This window comes from Pseudomonadota bacterium (genome assembly GCA_041395565.1).
In the GTDB taxonomy this organism is placed as follows: Bacteria; Pseudomonadota; Gammaproteobacteria; order UBA9214; family UBA9214; genus UBA9214.
In genome coordinates this window covers 152,572-176,433 of the sequence record JAWLAI010000005.1, presented here as the reverse complement: position 1 = coordinate 176,433, position 23,862 = coordinate 152,572, and the positions used below count along the sequence as shown (strand labels likewise).

Below are 23,862 nucleotides of genomic sequence, written 5' to 3'. Positions count from 1 at the left end.
ATGACCACTGCCACAGCAACAGCTGCCGTCCTCAAGGCCAGGGACTACAAGTCGGCGCTCAAGCCCGTATGGTGTCCGGGCTGCGGACATTTCGCTGTACTCGCCGCCGTCACCAAGGCGTTGGCCTACCTGCGGCTGCGCCGGGAGGAGGTGGCGCTGATCTCGGGTATCGGTTGCTCCTCGCGCCTGCCGGCCTATGTCGACAGTTATGGCTTCCACGGGGTCCACGGCCGCGCCCTGGCCGTGGCTGCGGGCCTGAAGGCGGCGCGGCCCGACCTTACCGTGCTGGTCGCGGGCGGCGATGGCGACGGCTTCTCCATCGGCGGCAACCATTTCCTGCATGCCTGCCGGCGCAACATGGACATGACCTACATCGCGATGGACAACGAGGTGTACGGCATGACCAAGGGTCAGGCCTCGCCGACCACGGCGCCGGACTGGACCCGGAGCAAGCTCACGCCCCACGGCACCGGGGTGCCGCGCTTCCGTCCGGCCGGTATCGCGCTGGCCTCGGGCGCGAGCTTCATCGCGCGCGGATTTTCCGGCGATCCCATCGAGCTCACCCGGCTGCTGGTGGAGGCCATCCGGCACCAGGGGTTTTCGTTCCTGCATGTGCTGAGCCCCTGTCCGACCTTTCGCCCCGAGCACAAGGCGTGGAAGCAGCAGGTGCATGCCTGCCGCATCGAAACGACCGTCACCGCCGCCGAAGCGGCGCACCTGATCCAGCAGGACGACGGCAAGGGTACCGGCATACTCTACGCCGAACAGCTGCCGGTATGGCGGCCGGTGCCTGGCGGCACGGGTGACCTGTCCGGCATCGAGGCGGGCTTCAGGGTATGACCGGCGGCACCAGGATGATCGACTCGCTGCCGGAGTTCCTCGCGCATGCGCAGGCGATGGAAGACGAGTCCGCGGAGCGCTACGAGATGCTGGCAGATGTCATGGAGGTGCATCACAACGCCGAGGTCGCGGTGCTGTTCCGCAAACTGATGCATTACAGCATGAAGCACGCGGACGAGGTGCGGTCGCTGTGCAGCGGTCTCGCGCTGCCCGACATCGCGCCCTGGGAATTCAACTGGAACTGTCCCGATTACCCCGAGGGCGGGGACTGCTTCAGTGAAATGGTCCATTACCTCATGTCGTTGCGCCAGGCGCTGGATGTCGCGGTGCACAACGAAATCCGTGGCCGGGACTTCTATGCCTGGATTGCGCGCGAATCACCCGATGCGGAAGTCCGCCGGCTGGCCGCCGCAATGGCCGGCGAGGAGCAGGGCCACGTCGAACTGCTGCTGGCCTGGATAGAGCGTGACGAGGTATCGAACGACCCCCCCCTGGAAGACCTCGACCCGCCCAACATGCCGGAGGGATGATCGGGGTGCCGCCGGCGCTGCGGTTCGTTGCGGTCACGGCTTGACGGCGGTTCGGGGCATGTTGTCGTTCGCGGGTCTGAGTAATCCCTGCTGCGGTATTGTGGGCTCCGCTCGTGCGCGAAGTTGAGCTGGCCCGGTACCGGGCCGTCGCCAGCCATGCGGTGTCGAGATCCGCGGCCATGCGCCGACGATCGTTGCCGCGGTCAGTGTGTGCGGCAATAGCTTGCGACAAAGCGCCGGAGAATCTCCTGGGCATACGGGGTGGGCCGCAGGCTGACCCGCCGCTTCAGTTCCTCCGCCTCGTGCGGTTCGAAGTAGCCATGATTGCGGTAGGTATCGATCCGCAAAACGAATTCCTCCGCATCCCCTTCCGGGTGGAACTGCGTGGCATACACGTTCGCGCCGACGCGAAACATCTGCACCGGGCAGTCGGAGCCGGTCATCAGTAGCACCGCGCCCGCGGGCAGGGTATCCACAGCCTCCTTGTGGCCGAGCAGAACGTCAATCCGGTCGGGAAGGCCGCGCAACAGCTTGTCCTCTTTGCCGGCCTCGGTAACGTCGAGGGTGACGCAACCCACCGCCTCGCCGTAGCGCGTGGAGACGCGGGTGCCCAGGTGGTTGCCGAGCAGGCCGTTGCCGGAGCAGGCGCCGAGGAAGGGAAAGTCGCGGCTGACGACCTGTGCCAGCAGCCGGTCGAAGTCGACTTCGATCTTGAGCTGGATGGCGGATTTCCGTTCGGCCGGCGTGCTGATATCGAACGGACTGCCGCCCACGATGACCGCGCAATAGCCTTCCAGGTCCAGGCCGGCGGGAATGCCGTGCCGCTCGATGCGCAGCCTGCAGGTATCATCGGCCCGCAGACCGCCGTATTTCAGGATGCAGGCGTATTCGCTGTCGGACGTGATGTCCTCCGGCCGCAGTTGCAGAATCAGCACGGGTTTTCTGGGGGGCATGGGTCCTATTTTGTATCACATCTGTTTGACCCGGTGCAGTTCGAACGTGGTGGATTCCACCGGCTTGCCCGCCCGGTATCTGACCCACTCCTGCTCGATGGGGTTCGCGTCGGTGCAGCGCACGGTCAGCGCGTGCGCGTACGCAACTCGGTCGGGATCGATGCCGCTGCTGTGAACCTAAAAGAACAGAGGGTAGACCACGGGGGCGGAGCTTGTCTGATGTGTGGTCCACCCCCTGTCTGCGCTACGGAAAAATCCGAGTCGGGGTGTGGTACGGATTTTTCCTGGCCGTCAGATCATGACGGTGTCAGTAAATGAGGACGGAGGACAGCAGTAGGCCTAAGATGGCCGCGACCAGCCAGCTTCTGCTGCCGATGGCCGTCATGCCGGCAGCGAACGTGTCCAGCCAGTCGTTGGCCGGCGCCATGCCGGCAACGGGTGCCGGTACCACCTGCAATCTGGGAGACACGGTTTTGGCGGCGTCGAAAATGCAGTAAAGCATCTGCGTCCGGGGATTCAGCTTCTCCGCCCGTAAGCGGATGGCATGGGTGGGGTGCTGCACATGACAATCAGCCACGTCTGTTACCACCGAGGTGGCATCGGTGATCGCAAAGGCCGGCTGACCCCATTCCTGCCAGCTGCTGCCAGGTGCGTTGCAGCGGCCGGCGTGCTCGATCCGCAGTAGCCAGTCATGGGTGAAACCGCTCTCGATGAGTGAGCGCAGTTTCGCCAGTTCAGGCAGGTCGAGGTGCAGTGGAATTGACTGTGCGGTTGCGCTCATATGTTGTGTCCTCTCCAATCCCTGCATTCGCTGTGTTTACGGTCGCTGGCTGAAACCGCTGGCCGTGTCCGTTCCGGTCAGGCCCTGTGGCAGGCGTGATCCTGATCCGCGTCCAAATGGTCGGCCAGTGGTTTACGATCCCCCTGTCTGCTGCAGCAACCCGCCCTGCGGTTGTCGGCAGGATGGGTCATCAGTGCACCGATTATGCAGACGGCCGAGCTGGATTACTCATTGTTTCTGGTGATAGACCCGGTTGCGTCTCATAGAGTGATGTCGATGCGGAGAGCACGCGGACCGGATCACGCTACAAACCTATTCGGAATCCGGTGCAGAACACGGCAAACGATAGACCAGGCTCGATTGATCCGGTCTACGGATAACACTTGTCCGTCATTCCGCTTCATTCTCATTGCAAATGTTCTATATATACATGGAATGGCGAACCGTGCGATCACGGGCGCCGGGGCCGCCCAGGGGCAGGGCAGCCCGGGCGCAGCTGGCGCATATTCAATCAATCAGGGAGCAGGATCGCTGCGATGCCGGAGCCGGATGACCTTCTGATACGCGCAATGGCAAGGCCGGAAGTGGATGAGCTGGTCGAGTGGGCCGCGCGCGAGGGCTGGAATCCCGGCCTGCACGATGCCGCGGCGTTCTGGGCCACGGATCCCGCTGCCTTCATCGCCGCCGAGCGCGCAGGCGCGCTCATCGGCGGTGGCGCCATCACGTCCTATCAAGGTGCCTTCGGCTTCATGGGCTTCTTCATCGTCAGGCCCGAATACCGTGGTCAAGGCTTCGGCAATGCCCTCTGGCATGCCCGCCGTGACCGCCTGCTCGCGCGCCTGCAACCGGGCGCGACCATCGGGCTGGACGGCGTGTTCGAGATGCAGTCCTACTACGCCCGGGGCGGCTTCGTCTTTTCCCATCGTGACCTGCGCTTCCGGGCCGTGATACCCGGGGATTGCGCGGCCGCACGGCAAGACGAGGAGATCGTGCCGCTCTCGGCCGTGGACTTCGATCAGCTGTCGGCGTATGACCGCACCTGCTTCCCGGCGGCGCGCCCGGCCTTCCTGCGTGCATGGACCGCGCTGCCCGCTGCGCTGGCGCTGGCCTGCCGGCGCGAGGGCAGGCTTGCGGGCTACGGCGTGGTGCGGCGTTGCCGCGCAGGCTGCAAGATCGGCCCGCTGTTCGCGGATGATGCACTAGCGGCCGATGCCCTGTATGCCCGCCTCGCGGAATTCGCCGCCGGTGGGCCGCTGTATCTCGACGCCCCGGAAAACAACCCTGCAGCCATGGCGCTGGTGCAGCGGCACGGTATGGACGAGGTCTTCGGCTGCGCCCGCATGTACCTTGGTTCCGCCCCCGCGCTCGCACATGAACGCGTCTTCGGCGTCACGACCTTCGAGCTCGGCTGATGTCCGAACGCGACCTGACCGGTTACGCTGGCCAGCCCCCGCATCCGCGCTGGCCGAATGCCGCCCGGATCGCGGTTCAGTTCGTGCTCAACATAGAGGCGGGTGCGGAAGCGTGCGTCCTGAACGGTGATGATAGCTCGGAGGCCTATCTGCACGAACTCTACGGCCGCCCGTCCCGGCAGCGGGAGCGCGATCCGAGTGTCGAGGGCATGTACGAGTACGGGTCGCGCGCCGGGGTATGGCGGCTGCTGCAGCTGTTTCGCGAGCGCCACCTGCCGTTGACGGCGTTCGCCGCGGGTCGGGCGCTGGAACTCACGCCCGGAATCGGCCACGCGCTCGCCGCCGCAGGCCACGAGATCGCCGGGCATGGCTATCGCTGGCTGGACCATCACGGCATGTCCGCAGACGAGGAGCAGCGTCACATCCGGCTGATGCTGGCAGCCATCGAGCGCATCTGCGGCCGGCGTCCCGTCGGCTGGTACACGGGGCGGGTCAGCCTGAACACCCGGCGCCTGGTACGCGCACAGGCGGGACTGCTGTACAGCTCGGACGCCTACAACGACGATCTGCCGTACTGGTTGGAGGGCGCGCCGCCACACCTGGTGATTCCGTATACGCTGGTGAACAACGACGCCCGCTACCTGCTGCCCAACGGATTCGCCTCCGGGGAGGATTTCTTCCGGCTGCTCAGGGACGCATTCGACCAGTTATGGCTGGAGGGGGCGCACAGCCCCAAGATGATGAGCATCGGTCTGCATGGCCGCATCAGCGGACATCCCGCGCGGGCACGGGCGATCGCGCGCTTTCTCGATCACATACTGGCGCACGACGCGGTGTGGATCTGCCGGCGCGAGGACATCGCCAGACACTGGCGCGCGGAACATCCCTGCGTCCGGATGGCCTGAACCGGCCGTAGCGGCGGGAAGCGGGTGGGCCGTGGCGACGGACATGCGGATTTCCGGCATCCCCATGGCGTCCAGGGTAGCGCCGGTCGCGGGCATACCCACGCGCCGGCCGGTTCCCGGGTGGATTACTGCAGAATGTGTGGGTTAAGCTTTCCGCATGGCGCAGAGGCGTGTGCATCCGGCCCGGTTGCGAGCGGGCACGGGGCACATCGACCTTGCCTGCGCAGCGAGGACGGAACAATCGCCCGCAGGGCGGGAGGTAGCAGTGATTTCCAAGGACATGGCGTCCAGTCTCAACGCCCAGATCAATCGTGAGATGTACTCGGCCTATTTCTACCTGAGCCTGTCGGCGCAGGCCGAGACGGCGAACCTCAAAGGCGCGGCGGCCTGGTTCTTTGCCAAGCACGGCGAGGAAATGGCCCATGCCCTGAAGATCTACCGCTACCTGATCAATCAGGATGCCGAGATCCGTTTCAGCGCGATCGCTGCGCCGCCCGCCAGCCCGGCGGGCATCATGCACATGTTCGAGCAGACACTGGCGCACGAACGCGAGGTCACGGGCGCCATCAACGAACTGGTGGATGCGGCCCTGCGGGAAAAGGATCACGCCACCAGCGTGTTCCTGCAGTGGTTCATTACCGAACAGATCGAGGAGGAGGCGACCGTGAACGACATCCTCGGGCGCCTGCGTCTGTTCGGCGACCAGGGCCAGGGCCTCTTGATGATCGACAACGAACTGGCCACGCTCGCCAGGCAGATGGGGCAGGGGCAGGCTGCCACTGCCGGGACGTGACGCGACGTGGCGGGTGAGTCCACGCCGCCTATGCCGTTCCGCCCGGGTCAGCGCAAGCGCAACCCAGCTTCCCGCCTGAGCGCGCTGTGGCCGGCTGCGTAGCGGTCATGCACTGTCCGGCCCGATGGCGTTATGTGCGTGAACGCTGCCGGCGTTTGCGTTCCCCGCCAGCCGCCGCGGTGTTGCGGTGCTGGCGCGGGGCCTGCCGCGCAGTGCCGGCCGGCGCGGCCCTGCCGGCGGCGCGCTCCGGTGTCGGAGCAGCGCGCCGATCGGCGCTGATTTCATAACCCGGGATCACCACCTTCGGCAGCTCGCGCCTGAGCAGGCGTTCTATACCGGCCAGCAGCGGGTGTTCCTCGTGGCATACCAGCGATACGGCGCAACCTTCGTTGCCGGCGCGGCCGGTACGACCGATGCGATGCACGTAGTCTTCCGGCACGTGTGGCAATTCGTAATTCACCACGTGCGGCAGCAGGTCGATGTCCAGGCCGCGGGCGGCGATGTCGGTGGCGACCAGCACCCGTACCGCACCGCGCTTGAATTCCGCCAGTGCCCGGGTGCGTGCGCTCTGGCTCTTGTTGCCGTGTATCGCCGCGCTGCTGATGCCGTCCTGCTCCAGTTGTTTCGACAGGCGGTTGGCGCCGTGCTTGGTGCGGGTGAATACCAGGACCTGGCGCCAATTCTGGGACCCGATCATGAACGACAGCAGTTCGCGCTTGCGCTGCTGTTCCACCGGATGCACGACCTGTGAAACGAGTTCGGCCGCCGTATTGCGACGGGCCACCTCGATCAGCGCGGGGCTGACCAGCAGCGAGTCCGCGAGTTTCCGGATCTCGCTGGAGTAGGTGGCGGAGAACAGCAGATTCTGGCGCCGCTGCGGCAGCAGGCCGATGATCCTGCGGATATCGCGTATGAAACCCATGTCCAGCATGCGGTCGGCCTCGTCCAGCACCAGGATCTCGATAGCGGACAGATCGAGCGCCTGTTGCGACACGAGATCGAGCAGGCGGCCCGGCGTCGCTACCACGATATCCACGCCACGCGCCAGCATCTGGATCTGGGGATTGATGCCGACACCGCCGAAGATGACGGCTGAAGTCAGCGGCAGGTATCTGCCGTAGGTGCTCACGCTGTCGCCCACCTGCGCAGCCAGTTCGCGGGTGGGGACCAGGATCAACGCGCGCACCGGCCGGCGTTGCCTGCCACGCTGCGGATTCGCATTGAGGCGCTGCAGCAGCGGCAGCGTGAAGCCGGCGGTCTTGCCGGTCCCGGTCTGCGCCCCGGCTAGAATGTCGCGACCCTCCAGGATGACGGGGATGGCGGCACATTGTACCGGCGTGGCTTCCTGATAGCCCTGGTCGGCGACCGCGCGCAGCAGTTCGGCCGACAGGCCGAGCGTATTGAATGACATGCGTGAATGACTCCTGAATCGGCCTGCGGCTGTGGAGACGGGACGGTCCAGGCAGAATGCGGTTAATTGAACGAGGCGATCCGGATGGGTTGCCGCGGGGATCTCCATGCAGACCGAAGTGCACGGGATATGCGGCACACTATACAGGAAACAGTCCGGATTTATAGGGGGTACGCCACAATTTCACGGCCTTGCGCCTGGCGCGGTCCGGTCGGCCGCTGCGTGCCGACTGCAGGTCTGGTGACAGCCGCAGACTCGACCGGGCATGACAAGGAGCCGCACCCGGTACGGGTTGCACTGCGTGTGCGCCCCTATGCCGGTGTCGTTGGAATGGGTGCATTCGGATGGGTGCACGAACAGAAGTGCCTGCGCCAAGGCTGCACCGGTGAGTCCTGGTTGGCCGGCATGGGCCGTGCGCACTGCCGGCATGCCGTGGCGGCCTCCTGATGGTCCCGGTGCGGAATGCAACAGCCGGTGGTTGGTTGCCTGCGGTCAGTCTCCCAGGCTCGTGCCGACCCGGCGCGCACTCACCAACCAGGGATGATCCAGCGGCACCAGTTTCTTGCGGCCTGCCACCTCCTCCAGCGGCATGGCCTCGACACCTTCGCCGCGGGCGGCCACCATCACACCGCTGATACCTGCATGGATCATATCGGCACAGGCGGTGCCGAGGCGGGTGGCCAACAGCCGGTCGGCCGCCGACGGCGTGCCGCCGCGCTGCAGATAGCCGAGGATGGTCGGGCGGCTTTCCAGCCCGGTGCGCTTCTCGAGCTGGTGAGCCAGCTTCAGGGCATGATCGCCGCGCCCGGCCTCCATCTTGCGGATCTTGTCCTTGACCAACTTGCGCGACTTCTTGTCGTCGCTGTCGACGGCCGCCTCGAGTTGCTGCCGGGCGGCGCGCATTTCCCCTGCTTCTTCCAGTGACATCGCGCCCTCGGCGACGGCGACAATGCTGAAGTTCCTGCCGCTCTTCCGGCGGCGCAGGACTGCCTCGGCGATGCTGTCGATGTCGTAGGGAATCTCGGGCAGCAGGATCACGTCGGCGCCGCCGGCGATACCCGCCCCCAGTGCGAGCCAGCCGGCGCGGTGGCCCATGATCTCGACCACGATGATCCGGTGGTGGCTGTGCGCGGTGCTGTGCAGGCGGTCGATGGCGTCGGTGGCGATGCCCAGCGCGGTATCGAACCCGAAGGTGACGTCGGTGCCGTAGACATCGTTGTCGATCGTCTTGGGCAGGGTGACCACGTTGAGGCCTTTCTGCTTCAGCTGCAACGCGTTCTTCTGGGTGCCGCCGCCGCCGAGACAGACCAGCGCATCCAGGTGGTTGGCGTGATAGTTCTCGACGATGACATCGGTCATGTCCTGTACCTTCCCGCCCACCTTCATCTTGTGCGGCTTGTCGCGGCTGGTGCCGAGTATGGTGCCGCCGACGGTGAGGATACCGGCCAGCGAATTGCTTTCCAGGCGCACGGTACGGTTCTCCACCAGGCCGCGGAAACCGTCGCGGAAGCCGATCACCTGCATGTCGTATTCCTTCAGGGCCGCCCTGGCGACGCCCCTGATCGCGGCGTTGAGGCCGGGGCTGTCGCCGCCCGCGGTGAGGATGCCGATATGTTTGCTCATGTTCTGCTCCCGTTGTCGTCCGGGGAAGGGATGGTGTAGTGGCCGGAGACAGCGCTGGGTCTATGGCTTCAATCTGATACCCTACCCGATCAGGGCGTGTAGATCGACGCCCGGGCGGTGCTGCAGCAGCCCGGTGGCCGGTACTGTGGCTGCTGTGCAACGTCAGCAATATATCCTACCGGAACCGGCTTCGGGACGCCGGAAACGGTTAGATCGGCCGGATTTGAGCCTTGCATACCGCTTGTTTCGGCGCCTGTCCCGGTCATTTTACCGGAGCGCGGCCGCCTGCCCGGCCCTTGCCTGCCGGTTGGCACGGCACCGGCAGCCGGAAATTGTCCCTATAATCGGCCGCAACCCAGCATTGACTCCATCAAGCCGAGGATACCTGCCGCCATGTCCGAAATCCGTCAGTTCACGCTCCACCTCGAACAGGTGGAGAACTTCGAGTTCAGGGTCCGGTTCGACTGGCCCGATGTCCCCGACCTGCTGCTCGACGAGCCAGCCCCGCTCGGCGGCCAGGCCGGACCCAACGCCGCGCGCCTGATCGCCGCCGGTGTCGCCAATTGCCTGAGTGCGAGCCTGCTGTTCTGCCTGCAGAAAAGTCACCAGGCGCCGGGCGGAATCAGCGCCACGGTGACCGGCAGCGTCGGCCGCAACGCACAGGGTCGCCTGCGCCTGATGGGTATCGACGTTGACCTGACACTCGCCGGCCTTCCCGCGGACCGCGCGCGCCTGGCGCGCTGCTTCAGCCTGTTCGAGGACTACTGCGTCGTGACCCAGGCCGTGCGTGACGGCATTCCCGTCGGCGTACGCGTAGTGGACGAGACAGGCACGGTGCTGCACGTGGAAGACGGGCACGCGTGACGGCGTACCTGCAGGCATGCCGTGCGCCTTGCGGGCGATGCATCGCCCGTTCACGCGTATCCCGGACGTGACGGGGACGCGCGGTCGCCGTTGCCGGAACGCGCGTTTGCCACGGTTATGCACAAGCGGGGAAGCCGTATTACTGTTTGTCGGCGCTCGCTGTTTGCCGTGCCGACTGGCGCCTGCGTCCATGCGGGCGCGCCCCGGCGTTCAGTGCTAATATCCTGATTATTCATGCAGGATCAGCTGATGCAGAGCAGCCACGTCACTGCAGGCGAAGATGGTCCGCGCCCGGCGTCGGTTGGCGCGGCGGGCAGGCTGCGCGCGCAGCAGGTCGAGGTCCTGTATGACCAGTTGCCCATTGCGCTGACCGCATCCGTCGTCGCCGCGCTGATACTGGCTACCTTACTGTGGTCGGTCACGCCCGCACCGGTGTTGAGCGGCTGGCTCGCAGTGCTCACCCTCACCACGCTCTCGCGCGGCCTCCTGGTGCACAGGTACCGGCAGTCACGCGCAAGACTGCAGCAATCCGGTTACTGGCTGGCCTGGTTCATTGCCGGTGCGCTGGTATCCGGCATCGTCTGGGATGCGGTAATCCTCTTGCTCGCGCCCCGCGGCTCGACCCTCCATATCGGGATCGCGGTGCTCTGGGTTTGCGGCCTGACCGCCGGATCGGTCGCATCCCTCGCCGCCGTCAAGGGTGCCTTCTTCTCGTTCTCGCTTCCCGCGCTGGTCCCTGCGGCTTCTTATATGCTGATCGCGGGGAACAAGACCGAGGCGACCATCTCCGGCGCCATGTTCCTGTTTCTCGCCTTCCTGTCACTGAACGCGCTGCGGATGCATGCGACGGTCAGGCGCAGCCTGCTGCTGCAGTTCCAGAACAGCGAACTCATCGCCCACCTGGATACCGAAAAGGCGCGCATCGAGAAGCTGAACGCGCAGCTCGAACGCCGCGTCGCCGAGCGCACGGCCGATCTTACCGAGGCGAACGCGGCCAAGTCGCGTTTCCTGGTCGCCGCGAGTCACGATCTGCGTCAGCCCCTGCAGACGATCTCGTTCCTGACAGCGGTGCTCGCGCAGGCCGACGGGGAACCGACCCGTGCCAGGGCCGTGCAGGAATTGCGCGACACGATCAGCGTGATGGCAAGCCTGCTGGATGCGTTGCTCGATGTGAGCAAGCTCGACAGTGGCGTAGTCGCGCCCGATGTCAGGGAATTTCCGATTGCGGAGCTCCTGGACCGGCTGCGGCTGGACTTCATGAACCATGCCAGCAACAGCGGGTTGGAGCTGCGCGTGGTATCTTCGGGCGCCGTTATCCGCAGCGATCCCGTACTGCTGGAGCATATGATCCGCAATCTGCTCGCCAACGCCATCCGCTATACGCGACACGGCAGAGTCCTGCTGGGATGCCGGCGTCGGGGCGGGCATTTGCGCATCGAGGTCTGGGATACGGGCATCGGTATCCCGCGCGAGCAGATCGAGAGGATCTTCGAGGAATTCTATCAACTCGACAATCCCGCCCGGGACCGCAGCAAGGGCTGGGGGCTGGGGCTCGCGATCGTCGCGCGTTCGGCCCGGTTCCTGGGGCATCATGTCGACGTGCGGTCCATCCCGGGCAAGGGTTCCCTGTTTGCCGTGGAGGTCCCGCGCGGTACCACGCCGGTGCGGGCGCTGCAGGCAGGCAACGCGGGCAAGCTGGTCGGTAACGACCACCGGGAAGCGACTATCCTGCTGGTCGAGGATGAGCGGGCAGTACGCGAGGCCATGCGCGACATGCTGGAACTCTACGATTTCCGAGTCCATGCCGCGGCGGATATCGAGGAGGCATACCGGCAGTGTCAGGCGCTTGCGGTCGTGCCGGATCTGGTTATCGCCGATTACCGCTTGCCCATGAACCGGTCCGGGATCGACGTGATGCGCGGCGTGCGGGAACTCACGCAGGCCGCGATCCCCGGCATCATCCTCACCGGCGATATCTCCCCGCGGATACAGCAGGAGGCCAGGCAGGATCGCCTCGAGGTGATCCGCAAACCGGTTGCCGCGGACGAACTGCTGGCCTTGATCAACAGGCAGCTGTCGCAGGCCGTCCAGTCGGCGTGTTGAACGACCCGGCGGGTCGAGCTCAGCGCTTCAGCCGCTGCAGGCGCCTGTTCCCTTCCTTCTCGGTATGCTGCTCGAAGAACCAATTGTCGAGCGCCTCCTGCTTGCCGGTCTCGTGCTGCTGCCGGGCCGTGGCCTCGGTGCCGCGGCACTGTTCCAGGATGACGGCGAGCGCCCGCTGCCGGTCGGGTTCGTCCCGGTTCAGCAGGCCCGCGGCATCCAGACGTTCGAGCGTCTGCCGTGACCGGGTCTCGCAGTCCAGATCGATGCCCGCGGCGTGAGTGCCATGCCCGAGCAGGGCGAGTAACAGGGCGGCGACTCCGGGTCCCGGTTGCGCTCTCATCGTGGTTTCACCTGTGCTGACGGCGGCGGTTCATCCGGGCGCAAGCCGGGAGGATGTGCCGCGGCGCGCTGATTGACGTATTCCTTGCTGCGGCGTCGGGATACCAGTCCTGGCGCGCTGTGCTACTGTACACCGGTTCTTGGCTGTTGCACACGGAGCATGCGGTGGAGGACGAGATACCGTTTCGGGCAGGGAAGGGGCGCGGTGCGCTCAGCAATCACGCCTCGCGCTTCGAAACCTGCCGGCAGGTGCCGGTCGATGACGGCTGGTGGCGTGCGGAAGAGACCGAATCCGCCGCAGCGAACCGCACGCGTGTGTGCCGGGATACGGCACGCACGCTCATTACGCGCAATACCTCGCCGGATGTCCCCTTCGAGCTGTCGGTCAATCCGTATCGCGGCTGCGAGCATGGCTGTGTCTACTGTTTCGCCCGCCCCTCGCATGCCTGGCTGGGACTGTCGCCCGGCCTGGATTTCGAAACACGCCTGTTCTGCAAGCCCGACGCCGGCAGACTGCTGGCGGCGGAACTGGCGCGCCCCGGCTATCGCTGTCGACCCATCGCGCTCGGCATCAATACCGACGGCTGGCAACCGGTCGAGCGACGGCTGCGGATCACCCGGCAGCTGCTGCAGGTTCTGCACGACTGCGACCATCCCTGCTCGGTGGTGACCAAGTCGGCCCTGATCGAGCGGGATATCGAGCTCCTGGCGGCGATGGCGCAGAAGGGGCTGGTTCAGGTTGCCGTCTCCCTCACCACCCTGCAGGGCGAACTCGCGCGCAGCATGGAACCGCGCGCCGCCACACCGCAGCGTCGCCTGCAGACCATGCGCACCCTGGCAGCGGCCGGGGTACCGGTCAGCGTCCTCGTCGCGCCGCTGATCCCGGTACTTACGGACGGCGAACTCGAAACCCTGCTCGGGACGGCGCGGGAGGCCGGTGCGCAGGATGCCGGTTATGTACTGTTGCGCATGCCCCATGAAATCAAGGATCTGTTCCGGGAGTGGCTGGAGGCGTACCGGCCGGGCATGGCGCAGCACGTGTTCCGGCGCATGTCCGAGGCGCATGGCGGCAAGCTCTACGCTGCCCGCTTCGGCACCCGGATGACCGGTGGCGGCGCTTATGCGGACATGCTGGCCCGGCGTTTTGCGTTGGCGCGGAAGCGCCTGGGATTCCAAGCGCTGCCGGCGCTCGAGACCCGGCACTTCAGGCGGCCTGGCGCAGCAGCGCAGCAGGCGCTGTTCTGAGGAGCGCCGGCGCCGGGATGATGCACGGCAGGCGTTCCGGTGGTGCGCGCTTTCCGCTGTCTTGCGGCGGCGCGCAGGGAGCAGCCCCGGCGCGCGGTGCTCCAGGTCTATGCGCCACGCGCGCGTGCGGGACATGCACCCGCCCGTTCGCCTAGAAGATGGCGTGTTCGACGAAGAGTATGACGACCGGTGTTGCCGCCATGATGAGCATCATGCCGGCACAGACACCTGCGCAGATATTCCTGATCACAGAAATGTCCCCCCACATTTCCAGACAAGCCATCATCGGCCGGCGGTCCGCCGACTTGAGTGCGGTTGCGACGATTGCGCAACAGCCGGGCAGCTGCGCCCGTGGCAGGCATGGTGCGGCGCGGACTGTGGCGCAGCCCGTGCCACCGTGCTGAACAGGGTGGGGTAGTCTGATGACAGACCTATGCCGCCGCCCTGCGGCTCGGTCATGCGGGGGGAGCGTTGTCTCATGTGTATCCGGTGGTGCCGGGTCGTGAAGTGGTGCCATGCTCGCCTGGTTTAAGCGCTGGCGGCGCGAACGCTACCTGGGTGAGCACCTGGTTTCCGGAGTCGACTTCGGCGCCATGCTTGGGTACGTGCCTGCCTGTCGTGGCCTGAACCATGCGGAGCGGGAACGGCTGCGCCGGCTGGTGACCCTGTTCCTGCATGAAAAGGTGTTCGAGGCGGCCGCTGGCGGCGCGGTGGCGCCATCGGACCGGTTGCTCATCGCGGTCAGTGCCTGCCTGCCGGTCCTGAATCTCGGGTTCGGGCTCTACGACGAATGGGCCACCGTGATCGTCTACCCGGACGAATTCATCGTCGAATTCGAGGAAGAGGACGAAACGGGCCTCGTGCACAGCGGGCGCGACCTGCGCGCGGGGGAGGCATGGGAGCGCGGCCCGCTCGTGATCTCGCTGGCCGACGTACATGCGCAGTCCGCCGGGGAAGGCTACAACGTGGTGATCCACGAGTGCGCGCACAAGTTGGACATGCGCAACGGCAGGGTGAACGGGTTTCCGCCCTTGCATCGCGATATGTCGATGGCTGACTGGACCGCCGCCTTCACCCGTGCCTACGAGGATATGCACCGACGCCTCGCGCATGACCTCGATACGCCGCTCGACGCCTATGCGGCCGAATCGCCCGCCGAGTGCTTCGCCGTGTTCAGTGAATACTTCTTCGAGGCCCCGCAGCTGCTGCATGCCGCCTATCCGGCCGTGTACGCGCAACTGGTGCAGTACTACCGGCAGGATCCGGCAGCGCGCCTGCTGCGCGATCAGGGCGGTCGCGAGTGAGCGGTAGTCACCGCCACGCGCTGTCACCGGTCAGTGCAGTGCACCTTGCCGCAGGTGCGGGCAGCCGCTGGCTGCGCTGCTCCGCCCTCAGAACGGCCACAGGCTCCAGCTGCTGTCGAGATCGTCTTCGCAGCGTGCCAGCTGGGTGTGATATTCCTTGGCGCGGCTGTCCACCTGGCGGGCAACCTGCAGCAGCCAGGGCTTGCTGTTGTAGGTCCTGCGCTTGTAGCCGCCCTGACCCTCGTGATAGGCTAGGTACTGGTGGTAGGCGTCCCATTTGGAAATACCCAGCATGGCGTGGCTCATATTGCCGTACCAGGCGATGAAATCGACGGCATCGGCGAAGTCGTCACGGTCCGCGAAACGGTTGCCGGATTTCTTCCGGTACCAGTTCCAGGTTTCGTCCTTGGCCTGGGCGTAGCCGTAGGCGGAGGACACGCGTCCCCAGGGGATGACCCACAGCAGATAGTCGCGCGGCGGCTTGGCGTCGTCCACGAATTTTGATTCCTGGTAGATGATCGCGAGTTGCACGTGGATCGGTACACCCCAGCGCTGGTAGGCACGCTTGGCGTCCTTGTACCAGCCACCCTTGTCGTCGAAGATATCGCAGCTGTCGTGCAGGTTGTGCGGCGGGCTGGTGGAGCAGGACCAGAGGGCGGTTCCGGCCAGCAGCGCGGCCACGGAGAAGCCGAGCAGGCGGTATCTGCGGATACGCCGGCGCAGGCGGCGGGCTCGCGTCCCGCTGCGCCGTCTTCGCCGTTGCCGTGCATCCATGTTCCGGCCTCCCTTGCGCGGGCTAGGGCAGGTTGGCGCTTGCCAGAGCCTGCACGAGTTGCGTCAGATTCTTTTTGGTTGCGCCCTCGACCGCCATGATAACGCGCGTACCGCCGGCCACGGCTTCGTTCCACTCCACGTGGTGGCGCGTGTTGATGCCCTTACGCCAGATCTCCTCGCCGGTGCGCGGGTCGACGAGCCAGTATTGCACCACGATCGCGTAGGTGGGGCTGATGCCGGCCTCCGTGGTGATGGTGATGATTTCGCTGTGCAGATTCCAGTCCGCGTCACCGGAGTCGACCACGCGGGAGAAGAGGAGCGAATCGGCCAGTGTCCGGTACAACGCCTCCTGGTACTGCGTGTTGGTGATATAGGCCTCGCGGCCGAACTTCGAGGCGTGTCCGCCCGCGACCTCCATCACTCTGACGGTCTTGTCGATCTGGCGTGTCACCGCGACCGGACGGTCGGGTATCAGCCCCTCGGTCTTGATGCTGCAGGCGGCAACGGCGATGGCAATTCCTGCCAACAGAAGACGGGCCGTGTGGCGGTATCCACGTGCTGTCATCATTCCCCCCCAAAGTCGAGTCGTGGGTCAGTCGTAGTTATGTTCCGGCAGCTCGGCGAAGAGTTTTCCGAATGCGTCCTCGATGGCGGCATGCTTGTCCGGTGTTAGCAGCATGCCGATGGGCCCGCTGAGCGGATTGAAAATCTGCAGGATGTGCTCTGAATGCGAGCCGGTGCCGCCGCGCTGCCAGACGACGGCGCCGCTCTCGCGCTGCAGTATCATGGCCGAGACCGTCGCGTAGCCGGCCGAGTGCACCACTTCGTAGGATGAATCGACCTGTTCGACGAACAGGTATGCGACATAGCTGGCGGAAGCCGGTGCGAGCGCTGCGAGTGCCTGTGGCGTCAGCTGCTGCAGCGTTTCTACCGACCAGTCGGCGGGAACGGACCACTGTCTGGGGCGGTCGAGCACGTAGCCTTTCAGCGCCAGTTTCCGCAGCAGTGCCTTGTAGATGTAGTCGTCGAGCGTGCCGTACAGGCTGTCGAGGTTTTCCGACCTGTCCGCGGCGGTCTGGCCGGCAGGGAAGGCGACCGGCAGGATGGTGATCGTGTCGACATCCGCGAGCGTCGGGCCGGGTGTGTCGGCAGCGTGGCAGAGCGGCAGTGCGGTCAGGAACAGGCAGTGCGCCAGCAGCAGCCGGAGGAAGCTGTAGCGACAACTGGCGCTGGCATGCATGATTCGGCAGTCCCCCTCTGTGCTGCCGGCAATAATACAAAATATGGTGCCTGCGTACAGACACCGGGGCGTCGCCTGGTGCGACGGCGCAATCCGGTCAGGCGAGATCCCGGCCCTGCCGCGCGAACAGCGCCTGCACCTCCTCCCTGCTCATGGTGCCGGGCACGTGGGTGCTGCCCCAGGTCAGCATGGCCTGCAACACCGGCCCCAGGTCCAGCCCCTTGGCGGTCAGATGATAGGCGTAGCGGGGCGGTCGTTCCTGGTACAGCGTCTTGCTGAGGATGCCTTCGCGCTCCAGCCGCTTGAGCCGGTTCGCCAGGATATTGCTGGGGATCCGTTCCGGTGCCGCCTGCAGTTCCTTGTAGGTATGCCGGCCCAGCAGCAGGTCGCGTATCACGAGCAGGGTCCATTTGTCCCCCAGCAGATCCAGGGTACAGGCCACTGGGCAGGCTGAACGCTTGCGGTCGTTCATCGGGTGTCATTCGCTATCGGGTTGATAGAAATGAGTATAACACTTACTTGCAATTATGAAGTCACTGTCCTAGTCTAGTTACTTTCAAAATAAAAGTTACTGGGGGATGCAATGAAGCTGACACTCTATTACCTGTCCGGCAGCCGTGCCGAGCGGGTCCGCTGGATACTCGACGAGCTGGGCTTGCCCTACCGGCTGCAGACGATCGATCTGTTCCGGGGGGAAGGGCAGCAACCGGACTACCTCGCCATCCATCCGCTGGGGCAGCTGCCGGCACTGGAGATCGACGGCGAGGTGATGATCGAAAGCGGCGCGATCGTGCAATGGCTGGCCGAATCCGGGCCCGGCAGCGACCTGGCGCCGGCGCCGGACCGGCCGGGTCGGCGCGCCTTCGACCAGTGGATGTATTTCGCAGCCACCACGCTCGAGGGCCCCGCCTGGGAAATGATGCTGCATGGCAGGATACTGCCGGAGCGGCTGGCAGTCAGGGCGATCATCCCGTTTGCGGAGCAGCGCTACGGCCAGGCACTGGGTGTGCTGGAGCAGGCGCTGCAGGGCCGGGATTACCTGGTGGAAGACCGCTTCAGCGCCGCCGACATCATGACCGGTTACATCCTGGCCTGGTTTCCCGAGCAGCTGGCGCCTTACCCCGCGCTGCGCAACTACCTTGCACGCCTGCAGCAGCGTCCGGCGTATCCGCGCAAACCGCAGCACTGAGACCATCCCGCTCATCCCTCGACCCGGAGCACCTCGATATGCAAACACATCCGCTTGCCCCTGAACTGTACTGGCTGACGCTGACGACCCTGATGACCGGGCTGATGTGGTTACCCTACATCCTCAACCGCCTGGCGGAGCAGGGCCCGCTGACCGCCCTGTGGGATCCGCAGGGTGAAACCGCCACCCGCGTCCGCTGGGCGGACCGCATGATGCGTGCACATCTCAATGCCGTGGAAAACCTCGTGATCTTCGCGCCCCTGGTGCTTGCGCTCCAGGTGGCGGGCATCAGCAGCCGGGCAACGGTGGTCGCCTGCATGGTGTATTTTCTCGCGCGGCTGGGACATTACATCGTGTTCACCCTGGGTCTGCCGGTGCTGCGCGTGCTGACGTTCGCCACGGGGGTGGCGGCACAGGTCACGCTCGCACTGGCGCTGCTCGGACTCGTCTGAATACGGCGCCGGCGCCGCCCGTAGCATCCGCGTCTGTCTGTCTCTCTGCCGGCCGGCCGGCGCCGCCTCCGGTTCCGCTGCCGGGGTGCACGGGACGTGCAGTGATCCGCCTGCTGCCAAGGCGATTGCGGCGCATGCCGATTTGCCCAAGCTTTGTGCGCATTTCTCTGCATCATGGCATCTATACTTGATGGTGTGGCGGGGGCTTGCGGTATGGGTAGCAGACATTCTCAAGAACACGGCGACGGCGACGGTGTATTGCTGGGGATACTGACGATTGCCTTCTTCGCGTTGATCACCGGCGTGATTATCGGCCTGATCGTCGCATCGTAGGTGTTTGATACGATGCCTCCGGGCCACGGCGGCGCAGGCAGAGGCGGGGTGTCATCGGGTGCGCCCTGGTAGATGGATAGCGCCTGCGGGCTTGCAGAGCGCGGTGTGCGCTGCCGACGGCGGTCGGCCGCTGTGCGTGCGTGTCTCAGGTCGCGAACAATCCCGCGGCGACGTCGTCGAAGGCCTTGAATTCGAGCGCATTACCGCTCGGATCGAGCAAGAACATCGTGGCCTGTTCGCCCGCCTGTCCACGAAACCGGACATGCGGCTCGATCAGGAACTGCAGACCGGCGGCCTGTAGCCGTGCGGCCAGGGCGTCCCAGGCAGGTCGGTCGAGCACTACGCCGAAGTGCGGTACTGGTACATCATGGCTGTCCACCGGGTTGTGGTGATGTTTACCGACGTCGCTGCCGCTGAGCACCGCCGTGAGGTGACAGACCAGCTGGTGTCCAAAGAGATTGAAATCGACCCAGCGCGCTGCGCTGCGACCCTCCGGACAGCCCAGCAGGCCGCCATAGAAGGCGCGCGCGGCACCCAGGTCGTGTACCGGGATGGCAAGATGAAAAGGCGGTAGTCTCGGATCCATCGGATGACTCCCGGCGCTGCGGCCGGCCGGACAGCGGTTTGTCGGGGTGTACTGATGTTAACCGGAGCCGGCTGTCACGATCACTCCTGACCGGCGGACAGGCGCGGACGCGTCGTGACCGCCTGGCGGGAGCGCTGCCGGCCCGGAGTCAAGCGTACCGGCATGGGGTCGATATACAGGGCTGTGCAGCACGGAGACCATCGATGAACCTTGATTCCGCCCGCAACGAGATCAAACATCCCGCCCGGATTCCGACCAGGGGCATACTCGTCGAGGCTGCTGTTCTGGTCATTATCGCCGCCATGGCGGTCCTGTTGCTGTACTGACAATCCCGGTAGTGTACCGCAGCCACGGCTGCGGAACCCGCTAGCGTTTCCGTGCAAGCGTCAGTCCGTCGGCGATGGGGATCAGGCTGATATCCACACGCTCGTCGCGGTGGAGCGACTCGTTGAATGCACGGATCGCGCAGGTTTCCGTATCCTGGAATGCCGGATCGGCAACCTGGCCGGACCAGAGCGTGTTGTCGACGGCAATCAGGCCGCCGGGCCGCAGCAGCGTCAGCGCGCGCTCGTAGTAACCCGCGTAATTCTCCTTGTCGGCATCGATGAACGCGAAATCGAAGCTGCCCGATTCCCCGTTTGCGATCAGCGCGTCCAGCGTTTCCAGTGCGGGCGCCAGGCGCAGTTCGATCTTGCCGTCCACCCCGGCTTCCTGCCAGTAGCGCTGCGCGACCGCTGTCCAGCTCGCATTGATATCGCAGGCCACCAGTCTGCCGTCGGCGGGCAGGGCGCTGGCGACGCAGAGGGCGCTGTAGCCGGTGTAGACGCCAATCTCCAGCGCCTTGCGCGCCCGGATGAGCCTGACCAGCAGCGCCATGAACTGACCCTGTTCCGGCGCGCTCTGCATCTGTGCCATTGCGTCCGTCGCGGTCTCCCGGCGCAGCCGTTCGCGCAGCGGATCGTCACGCAGCGAGACGTCGAGCAGATAACGGTACAGGGTATCGGGCAGGGTGAAGGTCTTGTTGGACATGGCGTATGCCAGACTAGGCAAAACCCGTCGGGGAAGCAATCATGCGCACGCACGGGCAGCTGCGTACGCGGTATTGACGCGGCTGTGCTGACCCAGGGATGCCTAGCTGGTACTCATCTGCAACGCGGCTTAAGACGGGGCAGCAGCTACCCGGGCACGGTCCGGATCGGGTGGGCCGGCGGCTAGGCGGCCGGTGCCGACCCGGGTGCGGTCAGAAGCAGGGTAACTCCGGCAGGTTCAGGTCCACATCCTCGACCAGGATGTCGAAATCCTTGCCGATGACGGCCCGGGTGCAGCTGCACTGCGCCTTGTCGGAAAGCAGGTACTCTCGCAACATCGGGCGCTGGCCGGACGGGTCCGCTATGTAGTCACCCAGCACCTGCTTGGTACCGAGATAGAGCGCTTCGTCCTCGCAGTCGTCGGGGCCGCGCACACTGGAAAAATCCCGGTGCGGGTCATCCAGCACGCGCCTGACCAGTTCATGCAGGCCAGGTTTGCTGCGGATCACTTCGCTTTCGACAGGCGCGGCGGAGCGGGCGGGTAACGCGGCGATACTGGCCAGCAGCGCGAGCCCGAACGCGCATGCCTGGCTGCCGGAACGTGTGATCATGCTGTAATCCTCCACCTTGTTGAGTCAGCTATGGCAGCGACGGTTGCCAGACGAGTATAGCAGCCGGCGCCGGGGCGCGGAGGCGGGACAGCGTGGCTGCCGGCGCGGGTCACGTCCCGCAGAACGTCTGCGTAACGACTTCATCAGGTGCGGGTGGCAGCAGGTAGGCGTCTGCCCCGGATTGTCGCAGGTACGGCTGCTGCAGCACCGCGTGCAGCTCCCTGAAGGTGGAGAAATCGCCGCGATCCTCCGCCGCGCGGATGGCTGCCTCGATGCGGTGATTGCGGGGGATGTACACGGGATTGACCTGCTGCATCGCGACCTGCCGGCTGCTATCGCCGCTGCCCTCGCCGCGCAGCCGCGCGCGCCAGCCGCGCGCCCAGCGGTCGAAGGCCGCCGGTTCCGCGAACAATGCGCGTGCATCGGTGTCCTGCGCCGCCGTGTCCAGCGGCAGTCCCGACAGGTAATGGAACGTGAGTGTGAAATCCGCCCGGTTCCCGGCCATGCAATCGAGCAGATCCTCGATCAGTGTCCGGTCATCCTCCTGTGCACTGCGCAGCCCGATTTTCGCACGCATGCCCTGCAGCCACTCGTGCGCGTACAGACCGGCATAGGCGTTCAGGGTCGCCTGTGCCATCTCGACCGCGGCATCGGGGCTGTCGGCCAGCAGCGGCAGCAGCGTTTCCGCCAGGCGGGTGAGGTTCCACAGGCCGATGTTCGGCTGGTTGTTGTAGGCATAGCGTCCGAAGCGGTCGATCGAACTGTATACCCGGTCATGGGCGTAATGGTCCATGAAAGCGCACGGGCCATAGTCGATGGTCTCGCCGGCGATGGACATGTTGTCGGTATTCATCACGCCGTGGATGAAGCCGACCTGCATCCAGCGCGCGATCAGCGCGGCCTGCCGCCGGGTGACGGCTGCCAGCAGGGCGAGATAGGGATTGTCCGCCTCGCGGCAGTCAGGGTAGTCCCGCTCGATGACGTAATCGGCGAGCCGGGTGACGGCGTTCTGGTTGTCGCGCGCTGCGAAATACTCGAAGGTGCCGACACGCACGAAGCTGCGGGCGGTGCGGGTGATGACGCCGCCGGGCAGCCATTCCTGCCGGGCGACCTGCTCGCCCGTGGTCACCGCGGCCAGCGCGCGCGTGGTCGGCACGCCGAGCCTGGCCATGGCCTCGCTGACCAGGTATTCGCGCAGGACCGGCCCCAGCGCGGCACGCCCGTCGCCGCCGCGCGAAAACGCCGTGCGACCAGTGCCTTTCAAATGGATGTCGTGCTGCGTGCCATCTGGTGCCGTGACCTGACCCAGCAGCAGGGCGCGGCCGTCGCCGAGTTGCGGTACGAACTGCCCGAACTGGTGGCCGGCATAGGCCATGGCCAGCGGCGCGGCGCCAGCCGGGATACGGTTGCCGGCGAAGATGGCGGCACCCTCCGGCGTGTCCAGGCCGGTACCGGTCAGTCCGAGCGCGGTGCCCAGTTCGTGGTTGAATATGACCAGCGCAGGATCCGCCACGGCCGTGGGCGGGGAGCGGACGTAGAAATCCTCGCCCAGGTCCAGATAGGTATTGTTGAAGGGGATCGGTTTCACGCTTGCGAGGATCCGGTTGCGGTCACCGCTGCATTGCCCGGTTGCAGCAGAGCATGTGCGACACCCCATGCTTCCAAACGCAGCAGTTCAGAGGCATATGGACTGCTGCGCAGGCCAGATGTTCCCCTGAAACTGCTTGCCAGGCGTTTGGTCTATCAAAGTGCACCGCGCTCAATTTGGGCCAATTGTTCGCGCTCTCAACGCGATAAGATCAAAGTTCGATTGAACAAGCTACCGTCGGGCCACAGGATTTGCTCGACAATCGCTGCTGCCTTGAGCGCCGCTAGGTCCTGGATTCGGGGATATGCCCATATCATCCATTTGGGAACTCGAATTGACCAGACCAGCCATCCGGAAATGAAGCCGCCTATAAAGGCCGGAAAGAACCAATACATACCAGCAATTCCAGCTTGGGCACAAGATGTGGTATGCCGGCGAGAACGTAAGCAATCCACGGCAAGAACATTGCTCCATGGAAGGCCGCATCATCCAGTGCTTGGCTGTCGCTATGGCATCGGCTATCGCAATGGGCTGACTGGACAAAAGCGCACCTGCGAATACTGTAGCATGCCGGATCAGGCGCCGCGTGCGGGCTGTTCGGCTTGCCGTGGCGCAGGCACGTCTGCCACGGGCAGCCGTGATCCCGGGACTGTGCCCGTTACCGCAATGTCCCGTCCGGATTCAGCGGGCACTCTATGGTGGCTACGCGCACGCCGTCCATGATCTTGATCCTGACAGCCTCGCTGGTGAGCCTGTCGATGCCCTCGTACTGGGTTCCCGGCGTCAGCGTGAAACGATGCGCTTCGAAACAGGCGATGCCCACCTCGGGGTCGAGATCGGGTGTGTGCTGCTGTTCGCAGCCAAAGAGCAATACAGCCGCGCCGGCATATGCGATGGCGTACATTTTGCGCATGGTGAGACGTCCCTGATTCCTGTGCAGGCGCAAACATCATAATAC

The 23,862-nt window shown here is 65.3% G+C and carries 26 protein-coding genes; 12 read left to right on the top strand and 14 right to left on the bottom strand.

From position 1 onward, the window contains the following. Nucleotides 1-840, top strand: coding sequence for a 2-oxoacid:ferredoxin oxidoreductase subunit beta (locus tag R3F42_08730; protein MEZ5542115.1), 840 nt, complete (start codon nucleotides 1-3; stop codon nucleotides 838-840). Beyond that, nucleotides 837-1,370, top strand: coding sequence for a ferritin family protein (locus R3F42_08725; protein ID MEZ5542114.1), 534 nt, complete (start codon nucleotides 837-839; stop codon nucleotides 1,368-1,370). Before R3F42_08730 ends, R3F42_08725 begins: the two co-directional genes overlap by 4 nt. Before the next feature lie 203 nt (nucleotides 1,371-1,573). On the opposite strand, the gene R3F42_08720 is transcribed toward R3F42_08725, so the two are convergent. Together R3F42_08720 and R3F42_08715 are read right to left on the bottom strand one after the other, a co-directional pair. Then, nucleotides 1,574-2,305, bottom strand: coding sequence for a glutamine amidotransferase (locus R3F42_08720; protein MEZ5542113.1), 732 nt, complete (start codon nucleotides 2,303-2,305; stop codon nucleotides 1,574-1,576). A 325-nt stretch (nucleotides 2,306-2,630) separates the two neighbouring features. Beyond that, nucleotides 2,631-3,104 (bottom strand): ribulose bisphosphate carboxylase small subunit, encoded by a 474-nt coding sequence (locus R3F42_08715; GenBank protein ID MEZ5542112.1) that lies wholly within the window; start codon nucleotides 3,102-3,104, stop codon nucleotides 2,631-2,633. 569 nt (nucleotides 3,105-3,673) lie between these two features. On the opposite strand from R3F42_08715, the gene R3F42_08710 reads away from it, so the two are divergent. From R3F42_08710 to R3F42_08700, 3 genes are all read left to right on the top strand, one after another. After that, nucleotides 3,674-4,516: a GNAT family N-acetyltransferase gene (locus tag R3F42_08710; protein ID MEZ5542111.1), complete on the top strand. Its 843-nt coding sequence runs from the start codon at nucleotides 3,674-3,676 to the stop codon at nucleotides 4,514-4,516. Continuing rightward, the gene (locus R3F42_08705; protein ID MEZ5542110.1) at nucleotides 4,516-5,421 is read left to right on the top strand and encodes a polysaccharide deacetylase family protein; all 906 of its coding nucleotides are present in this window, start codon (nucleotides 4,516-4,518) and stop codon (nucleotides 5,419-5,421) included. The genes R3F42_08710 and R3F42_08705 overlap by 1 nt, the downstream gene beginning before the upstream one ends. A gap of 265 nt (nucleotides 5,422-5,686) precedes the next feature. Next, nucleotides 5,687-6,214 (top strand): ferritin, encoded by a 528-nt coding sequence (locus R3F42_08700; protein MEZ5542109.1) that lies wholly within the window; start codon nucleotides 5,687-5,689, stop codon nucleotides 6,212-6,214. 130 nt (nucleotides 6,215-6,344) lie between these two features. On the opposite strand, the gene R3F42_08695 is transcribed toward R3F42_08700, so the two are convergent. Next, nucleotides 6,345-7,625: a DEAD/DEAH box helicase gene (locus tag R3F42_08695; GenBank protein MEZ5542108.1), complete on the bottom strand. Its 1,281-nt coding sequence runs from the start codon at nucleotides 7,623-7,625 to the stop codon at nucleotides 6,345-6,347. A gap of 492 nt (nucleotides 7,626-8,117) precedes the next feature. Next, on the bottom strand, nucleotides 8,118-9,248 hold the full coding sequence (locus R3F42_08690) for an ATP-dependent 6-phosphofructokinase (GenBank protein ID MEZ5542107.1): 1,131 nt from the start codon (nucleotides 9,246-9,248) through the stop codon (nucleotides 8,118-8,120). A gap of 393 nt (nucleotides 9,249-9,641) precedes the next feature. Here R3F42_08690 and R3F42_08685 point away from each other — a divergent pair, with 393 nt between their 5' ends. Beyond that, complete coding sequence (locus R3F42_08685) at nucleotides 9,642-10,112, top strand: OsmC family protein (protein ID MEZ5542106.1); 471 nt, start codon at nucleotides 9,642-9,644, stop codon at nucleotides 10,110-10,112. 249 nt (nucleotides 10,113-10,361) lie between these two features. Then, nucleotides 10,362-12,215: a hybrid sensor histidine kinase/response regulator gene (locus tag R3F42_08680; GenBank protein MEZ5542105.1), complete on the top strand. Its 1,854-nt coding sequence runs from the start codon at nucleotides 10,362-10,364 to the stop codon at nucleotides 12,213-12,215. A 19-nt stretch (nucleotides 12,216-12,234) separates the two neighbouring features. Here the strand turns inward: R3F42_08680 and R3F42_08675 are convergent, their stop codons facing one another. Next, entirely contained in the window at nucleotides 12,235-12,555 is a 321-nt protein-coding gene (locus tag R3F42_08675) for a hypothetical protein (GenBank protein MEZ5542104.1), read from the bottom strand. A gap of 146 nt (nucleotides 12,556-12,701) precedes the next feature. Between R3F42_08675 and R3F42_08670 the strand changes: the two genes are divergently transcribed. Further along, nucleotides 12,702-13,799: a PA0069 family radical SAM protein gene (locus R3F42_08670; protein MEZ5542103.1), complete on the top strand. Its 1,098-nt coding sequence runs from the start codon at nucleotides 12,702-12,704 to the stop codon at nucleotides 13,797-13,799. A gap of 515 nt (nucleotides 13,800-14,314) precedes the next feature. After that, nucleotides 14,315-15,103 carry a zinc-dependent peptidase gene (locus R3F42_08665; GenBank protein ID MEZ5542102.1) on the top strand — a complete coding sequence of 263 codons (789 nt, stop codon included), beginning with the start codon at nucleotides 14,315-14,317 and terminating at the stop codon, nucleotides 15,101-15,103. A gap of 87 nt (nucleotides 15,104-15,190) precedes the next feature. Here R3F42_08665 and R3F42_08660 read toward each other — a convergent pair whose 3' ends face one another. The 4 genes from R3F42_08660 to R3F42_08645 form a co-directional block, all read right to left on the bottom strand. Next, entirely contained in the window at nucleotides 15,191-15,877 is a 687-nt protein-coding gene (locus tag R3F42_08660) for a transglycosylase SLT domain-containing protein (GenBank protein MEZ5542101.1), read from the bottom strand. 22 nt (nucleotides 15,878-15,899) lie between these two features. Further along, nucleotides 15,900-16,403: a hypothetical protein gene (locus R3F42_08655; protein MEZ5542100.1), complete on the bottom strand. Its 504-nt coding sequence runs from the start codon at nucleotides 16,401-16,403 to the stop codon at nucleotides 15,900-15,902. A 66-nt stretch (nucleotides 16,404-16,469) separates the two neighbouring features. Continuing rightward, a complete protein-coding gene (locus R3F42_08650; GenBank protein ID MEZ5542099.1) occupies nucleotides 16,470-17,117 on the bottom strand; it encodes a hypothetical protein in 648 nt (215 codons plus the stop codon). A 97-nt stretch (nucleotides 17,118-17,214) separates the two neighbouring features. Further along, nucleotides 17,215-17,589 (bottom strand): helix-turn-helix domain-containing protein, encoded by a 375-nt coding sequence (locus tag R3F42_08645; GenBank protein ID MEZ5542098.1) that lies wholly within the window; start codon nucleotides 17,587-17,589, stop codon nucleotides 17,215-17,217. A gap of 111 nt (nucleotides 17,590-17,700) precedes the next feature. On the opposite strand from R3F42_08645, the gene R3F42_08640 reads away from it, so the two are divergent. Beyond that, complete coding sequence (locus R3F42_08640; protein MEZ5542097.1) at nucleotides 17,701-18,306, top strand: glutathione S-transferase family protein; 606 nt, start codon at nucleotides 17,701-17,703, stop codon at nucleotides 18,304-18,306. A 38-nt stretch (nucleotides 18,307-18,344) separates the two neighbouring features. Then, nucleotides 18,345-18,758, top strand: a complete 414-nt coding sequence (locus R3F42_08635) for an MAPEG family protein (protein ID MEZ5542096.1) — start codon at nucleotides 18,345-18,347, stop codon at nucleotides 18,756-18,758. Between the two features lie 478 nt (nucleotides 18,759-19,236). Here the strand turns inward: R3F42_08635 and R3F42_08630 are convergent, their stop codons facing one another. Next, nucleotides 19,237-19,677 carry a VOC family protein gene (locus tag R3F42_08630; GenBank protein ID MEZ5542095.1) on the bottom strand — a complete coding sequence of 147 codons (441 nt, stop codon included), beginning with the start codon at nucleotides 19,675-19,677 and terminating at the stop codon, nucleotides 19,237-19,239. A 203-nt stretch (nucleotides 19,678-19,880) separates the two neighbouring features. Here R3F42_08630 and R3F42_08625 point away from each other — a divergent pair, with 203 nt between their 5' ends. Next, entirely contained in the window at nucleotides 19,881-20,003 is a 123-nt protein-coding gene (locus R3F42_08625; GenBank protein MEZ5542094.1) for a hypothetical protein, read from the top strand. A gap of 40 nt (nucleotides 20,004-20,043) precedes the next feature. Here R3F42_08625 and R3F42_08620 read toward each other — a convergent pair whose 3' ends face one another. From R3F42_08620 to R3F42_08605, 4 genes are all read right to left on the bottom strand, one after another. Then, nucleotides 20,044-20,706 carry a class I SAM-dependent methyltransferase gene (locus R3F42_08620; GenBank protein ID MEZ5542093.1) on the bottom strand — a complete coding sequence of 221 codons (663 nt, stop codon included), beginning with the start codon at nucleotides 20,704-20,706 and terminating at the stop codon, nucleotides 20,044-20,046. A gap of 211 nt (nucleotides 20,707-20,917) precedes the next feature. Then, on the bottom strand, nucleotides 20,918-21,316 hold the full coding sequence (locus tag R3F42_08615) for a hypothetical protein (protein ID MEZ5542092.1): 399 nt from the start codon (nucleotides 21,314-21,316) through the stop codon (nucleotides 20,918-20,920). Between the two features lie 109 nt (nucleotides 21,317-21,425). Further along, entirely contained in the window at nucleotides 21,426-22,904 is a 1,479-nt protein-coding gene (locus tag R3F42_08610; protein ID MEZ5542091.1) for a YdiU family protein, read from the bottom strand. A gap of 658 nt (nucleotides 22,905-23,562) precedes the next feature. Then, nucleotides 23,563-23,817: a hypothetical protein gene (locus R3F42_08605; GenBank protein MEZ5542090.1), complete on the bottom strand. Its 255-nt coding sequence runs from the start codon at nucleotides 23,815-23,817 to the stop codon at nucleotides 23,563-23,565. Nucleotides 23,818-23,862: the final 45 nt, after the last annotated feature.

Excerpts from the sequence above, each read along its gene's own strand:
- R3F42_08730 (MEZ5542115.1), top strand. The coding sequence starts at position 1 with ATGACCACTGCCACAGCAACAGCTGCCGTCCTCAAGGCCAGGGACTAC.
- R3F42_08725 (MEZ5542114.1), top strand. The coding sequence starts at position 837 with ATGACCGGCGGCACCAGGATGATCGACTCGCTGCCGGAGTTCCTCGCG.
- R3F42_08715 (MEZ5542112.1), bottom strand. The coding sequence starts at position 3,104 with ATGAGCGCAACCGCACAGTCAATTCCACTGCACCTCGACCTGCCTGAA.
- R3F42_08710 (MEZ5542111.1), top strand. The coding sequence starts at position 3,674 with ATGGCAAGGCCGGAAGTGGATGAGCTGGTCGAGTGGGCCGCGCGCGAG.
- R3F42_08705 (MEZ5542110.1), top strand. The coding sequence starts at position 4,516 with ATGTCCGAACGCGACCTGACCGGTTACGCTGGCCAGCCCCCGCATCCG.
- R3F42_08695 (MEZ5542108.1), bottom strand. The coding sequence starts at position 7,625 with ATGTCATTCAATACGCTCGGCCTGTCGGCCGAACTGCTGCGCGCGGTC.
- R3F42_08690 (MEZ5542107.1), bottom strand. The coding sequence starts at position 9,248 with ATGAGCAAACATATCGGCATCCTCACCGCGGGCGGCGACAGCCCCGGC.
- R3F42_08685 (MEZ5542106.1), top strand. The coding sequence starts at position 9,642 with ATGTCCGAAATCCGTCAGTTCACGCTCCACCTCGAACAGGTGGAGAAC.
- R3F42_08680 (MEZ5542105.1), top strand. The coding sequence starts at position 10,362 with ATGCAGAGCAGCCACGTCACTGCAGGCGAAGATGGTCCGCGCCCGGCG.
- R3F42_08675 (MEZ5542104.1), bottom strand. The coding sequence starts at position 12,555 with ATGAGAGCGCAACCGGGACCCGGAGTCGCCGCCCTGTTACTCGCCCTG.
- R3F42_08665 (MEZ5542102.1), top strand. The coding sequence starts at position 14,315 with ATGCTCGCCTGGTTTAAGCGCTGGCGGCGCGAACGCTACCTGGGTGAG.
- R3F42_08660 (MEZ5542101.1), bottom strand. The coding sequence starts at position 15,877 with ATGGATGCACGGCAACGGCGAAGACGGCGCAGCGGGACGCGAGCCCGC.
- R3F42_08650 (MEZ5542099.1), bottom strand. The coding sequence starts at position 17,117 with ATGCATGCCAGCGCCAGTTGTCGCTACAGCTTCCTCCGGCTGCTGCTG.
- R3F42_08645 (MEZ5542098.1), bottom strand. The coding sequence starts at position 17,589 with ATGAACGACCGCAAGCGTTCAGCCTGCCCAGTGGCCTGTACCCTGGAT.
- R3F42_08640 (MEZ5542097.1), top strand. The coding sequence starts at position 17,701 with ATGAAGCTGACACTCTATTACCTGTCCGGCAGCCGTGCCGAGCGGGTC.
- R3F42_08635 (MEZ5542096.1), top strand. The coding sequence starts at position 18,345 with ATGCAAACACATCCGCTTGCCCCTGAACTGTACTGGCTGACGCTGACG.
- R3F42_08630 (MEZ5542095.1), bottom strand. The coding sequence starts at position 19,677 with ATGGATCCGAGACTACCGCCTTTTCATCTTGCCATCCCGGTACACGAC.
- R3F42_08625 (MEZ5542094.1), top strand. The coding sequence starts at position 19,881 with ATGAACCTTGATTCCGCCCGCAACGAGATCAAACATCCCGCCCGGATT.
- R3F42_08620 (MEZ5542093.1), bottom strand. The coding sequence starts at position 20,706 with ATGTCCAACAAGACCTTCACCCTGCCCGATACCCTGTACCGTTATCTG.
- R3F42_08615 (MEZ5542092.1), bottom strand. The coding sequence starts at position 21,316 with ATGATCACACGTTCCGGCAGCCAGGCATGCGCGTTCGGGCTCGCGCTG.
- R3F42_08605 (MEZ5542090.1), bottom strand. The coding sequence starts at position 23,817 with ATGCGCAAAATGTACGCCATCGCATATGCCGGCGCGGCTGTATTGCTC.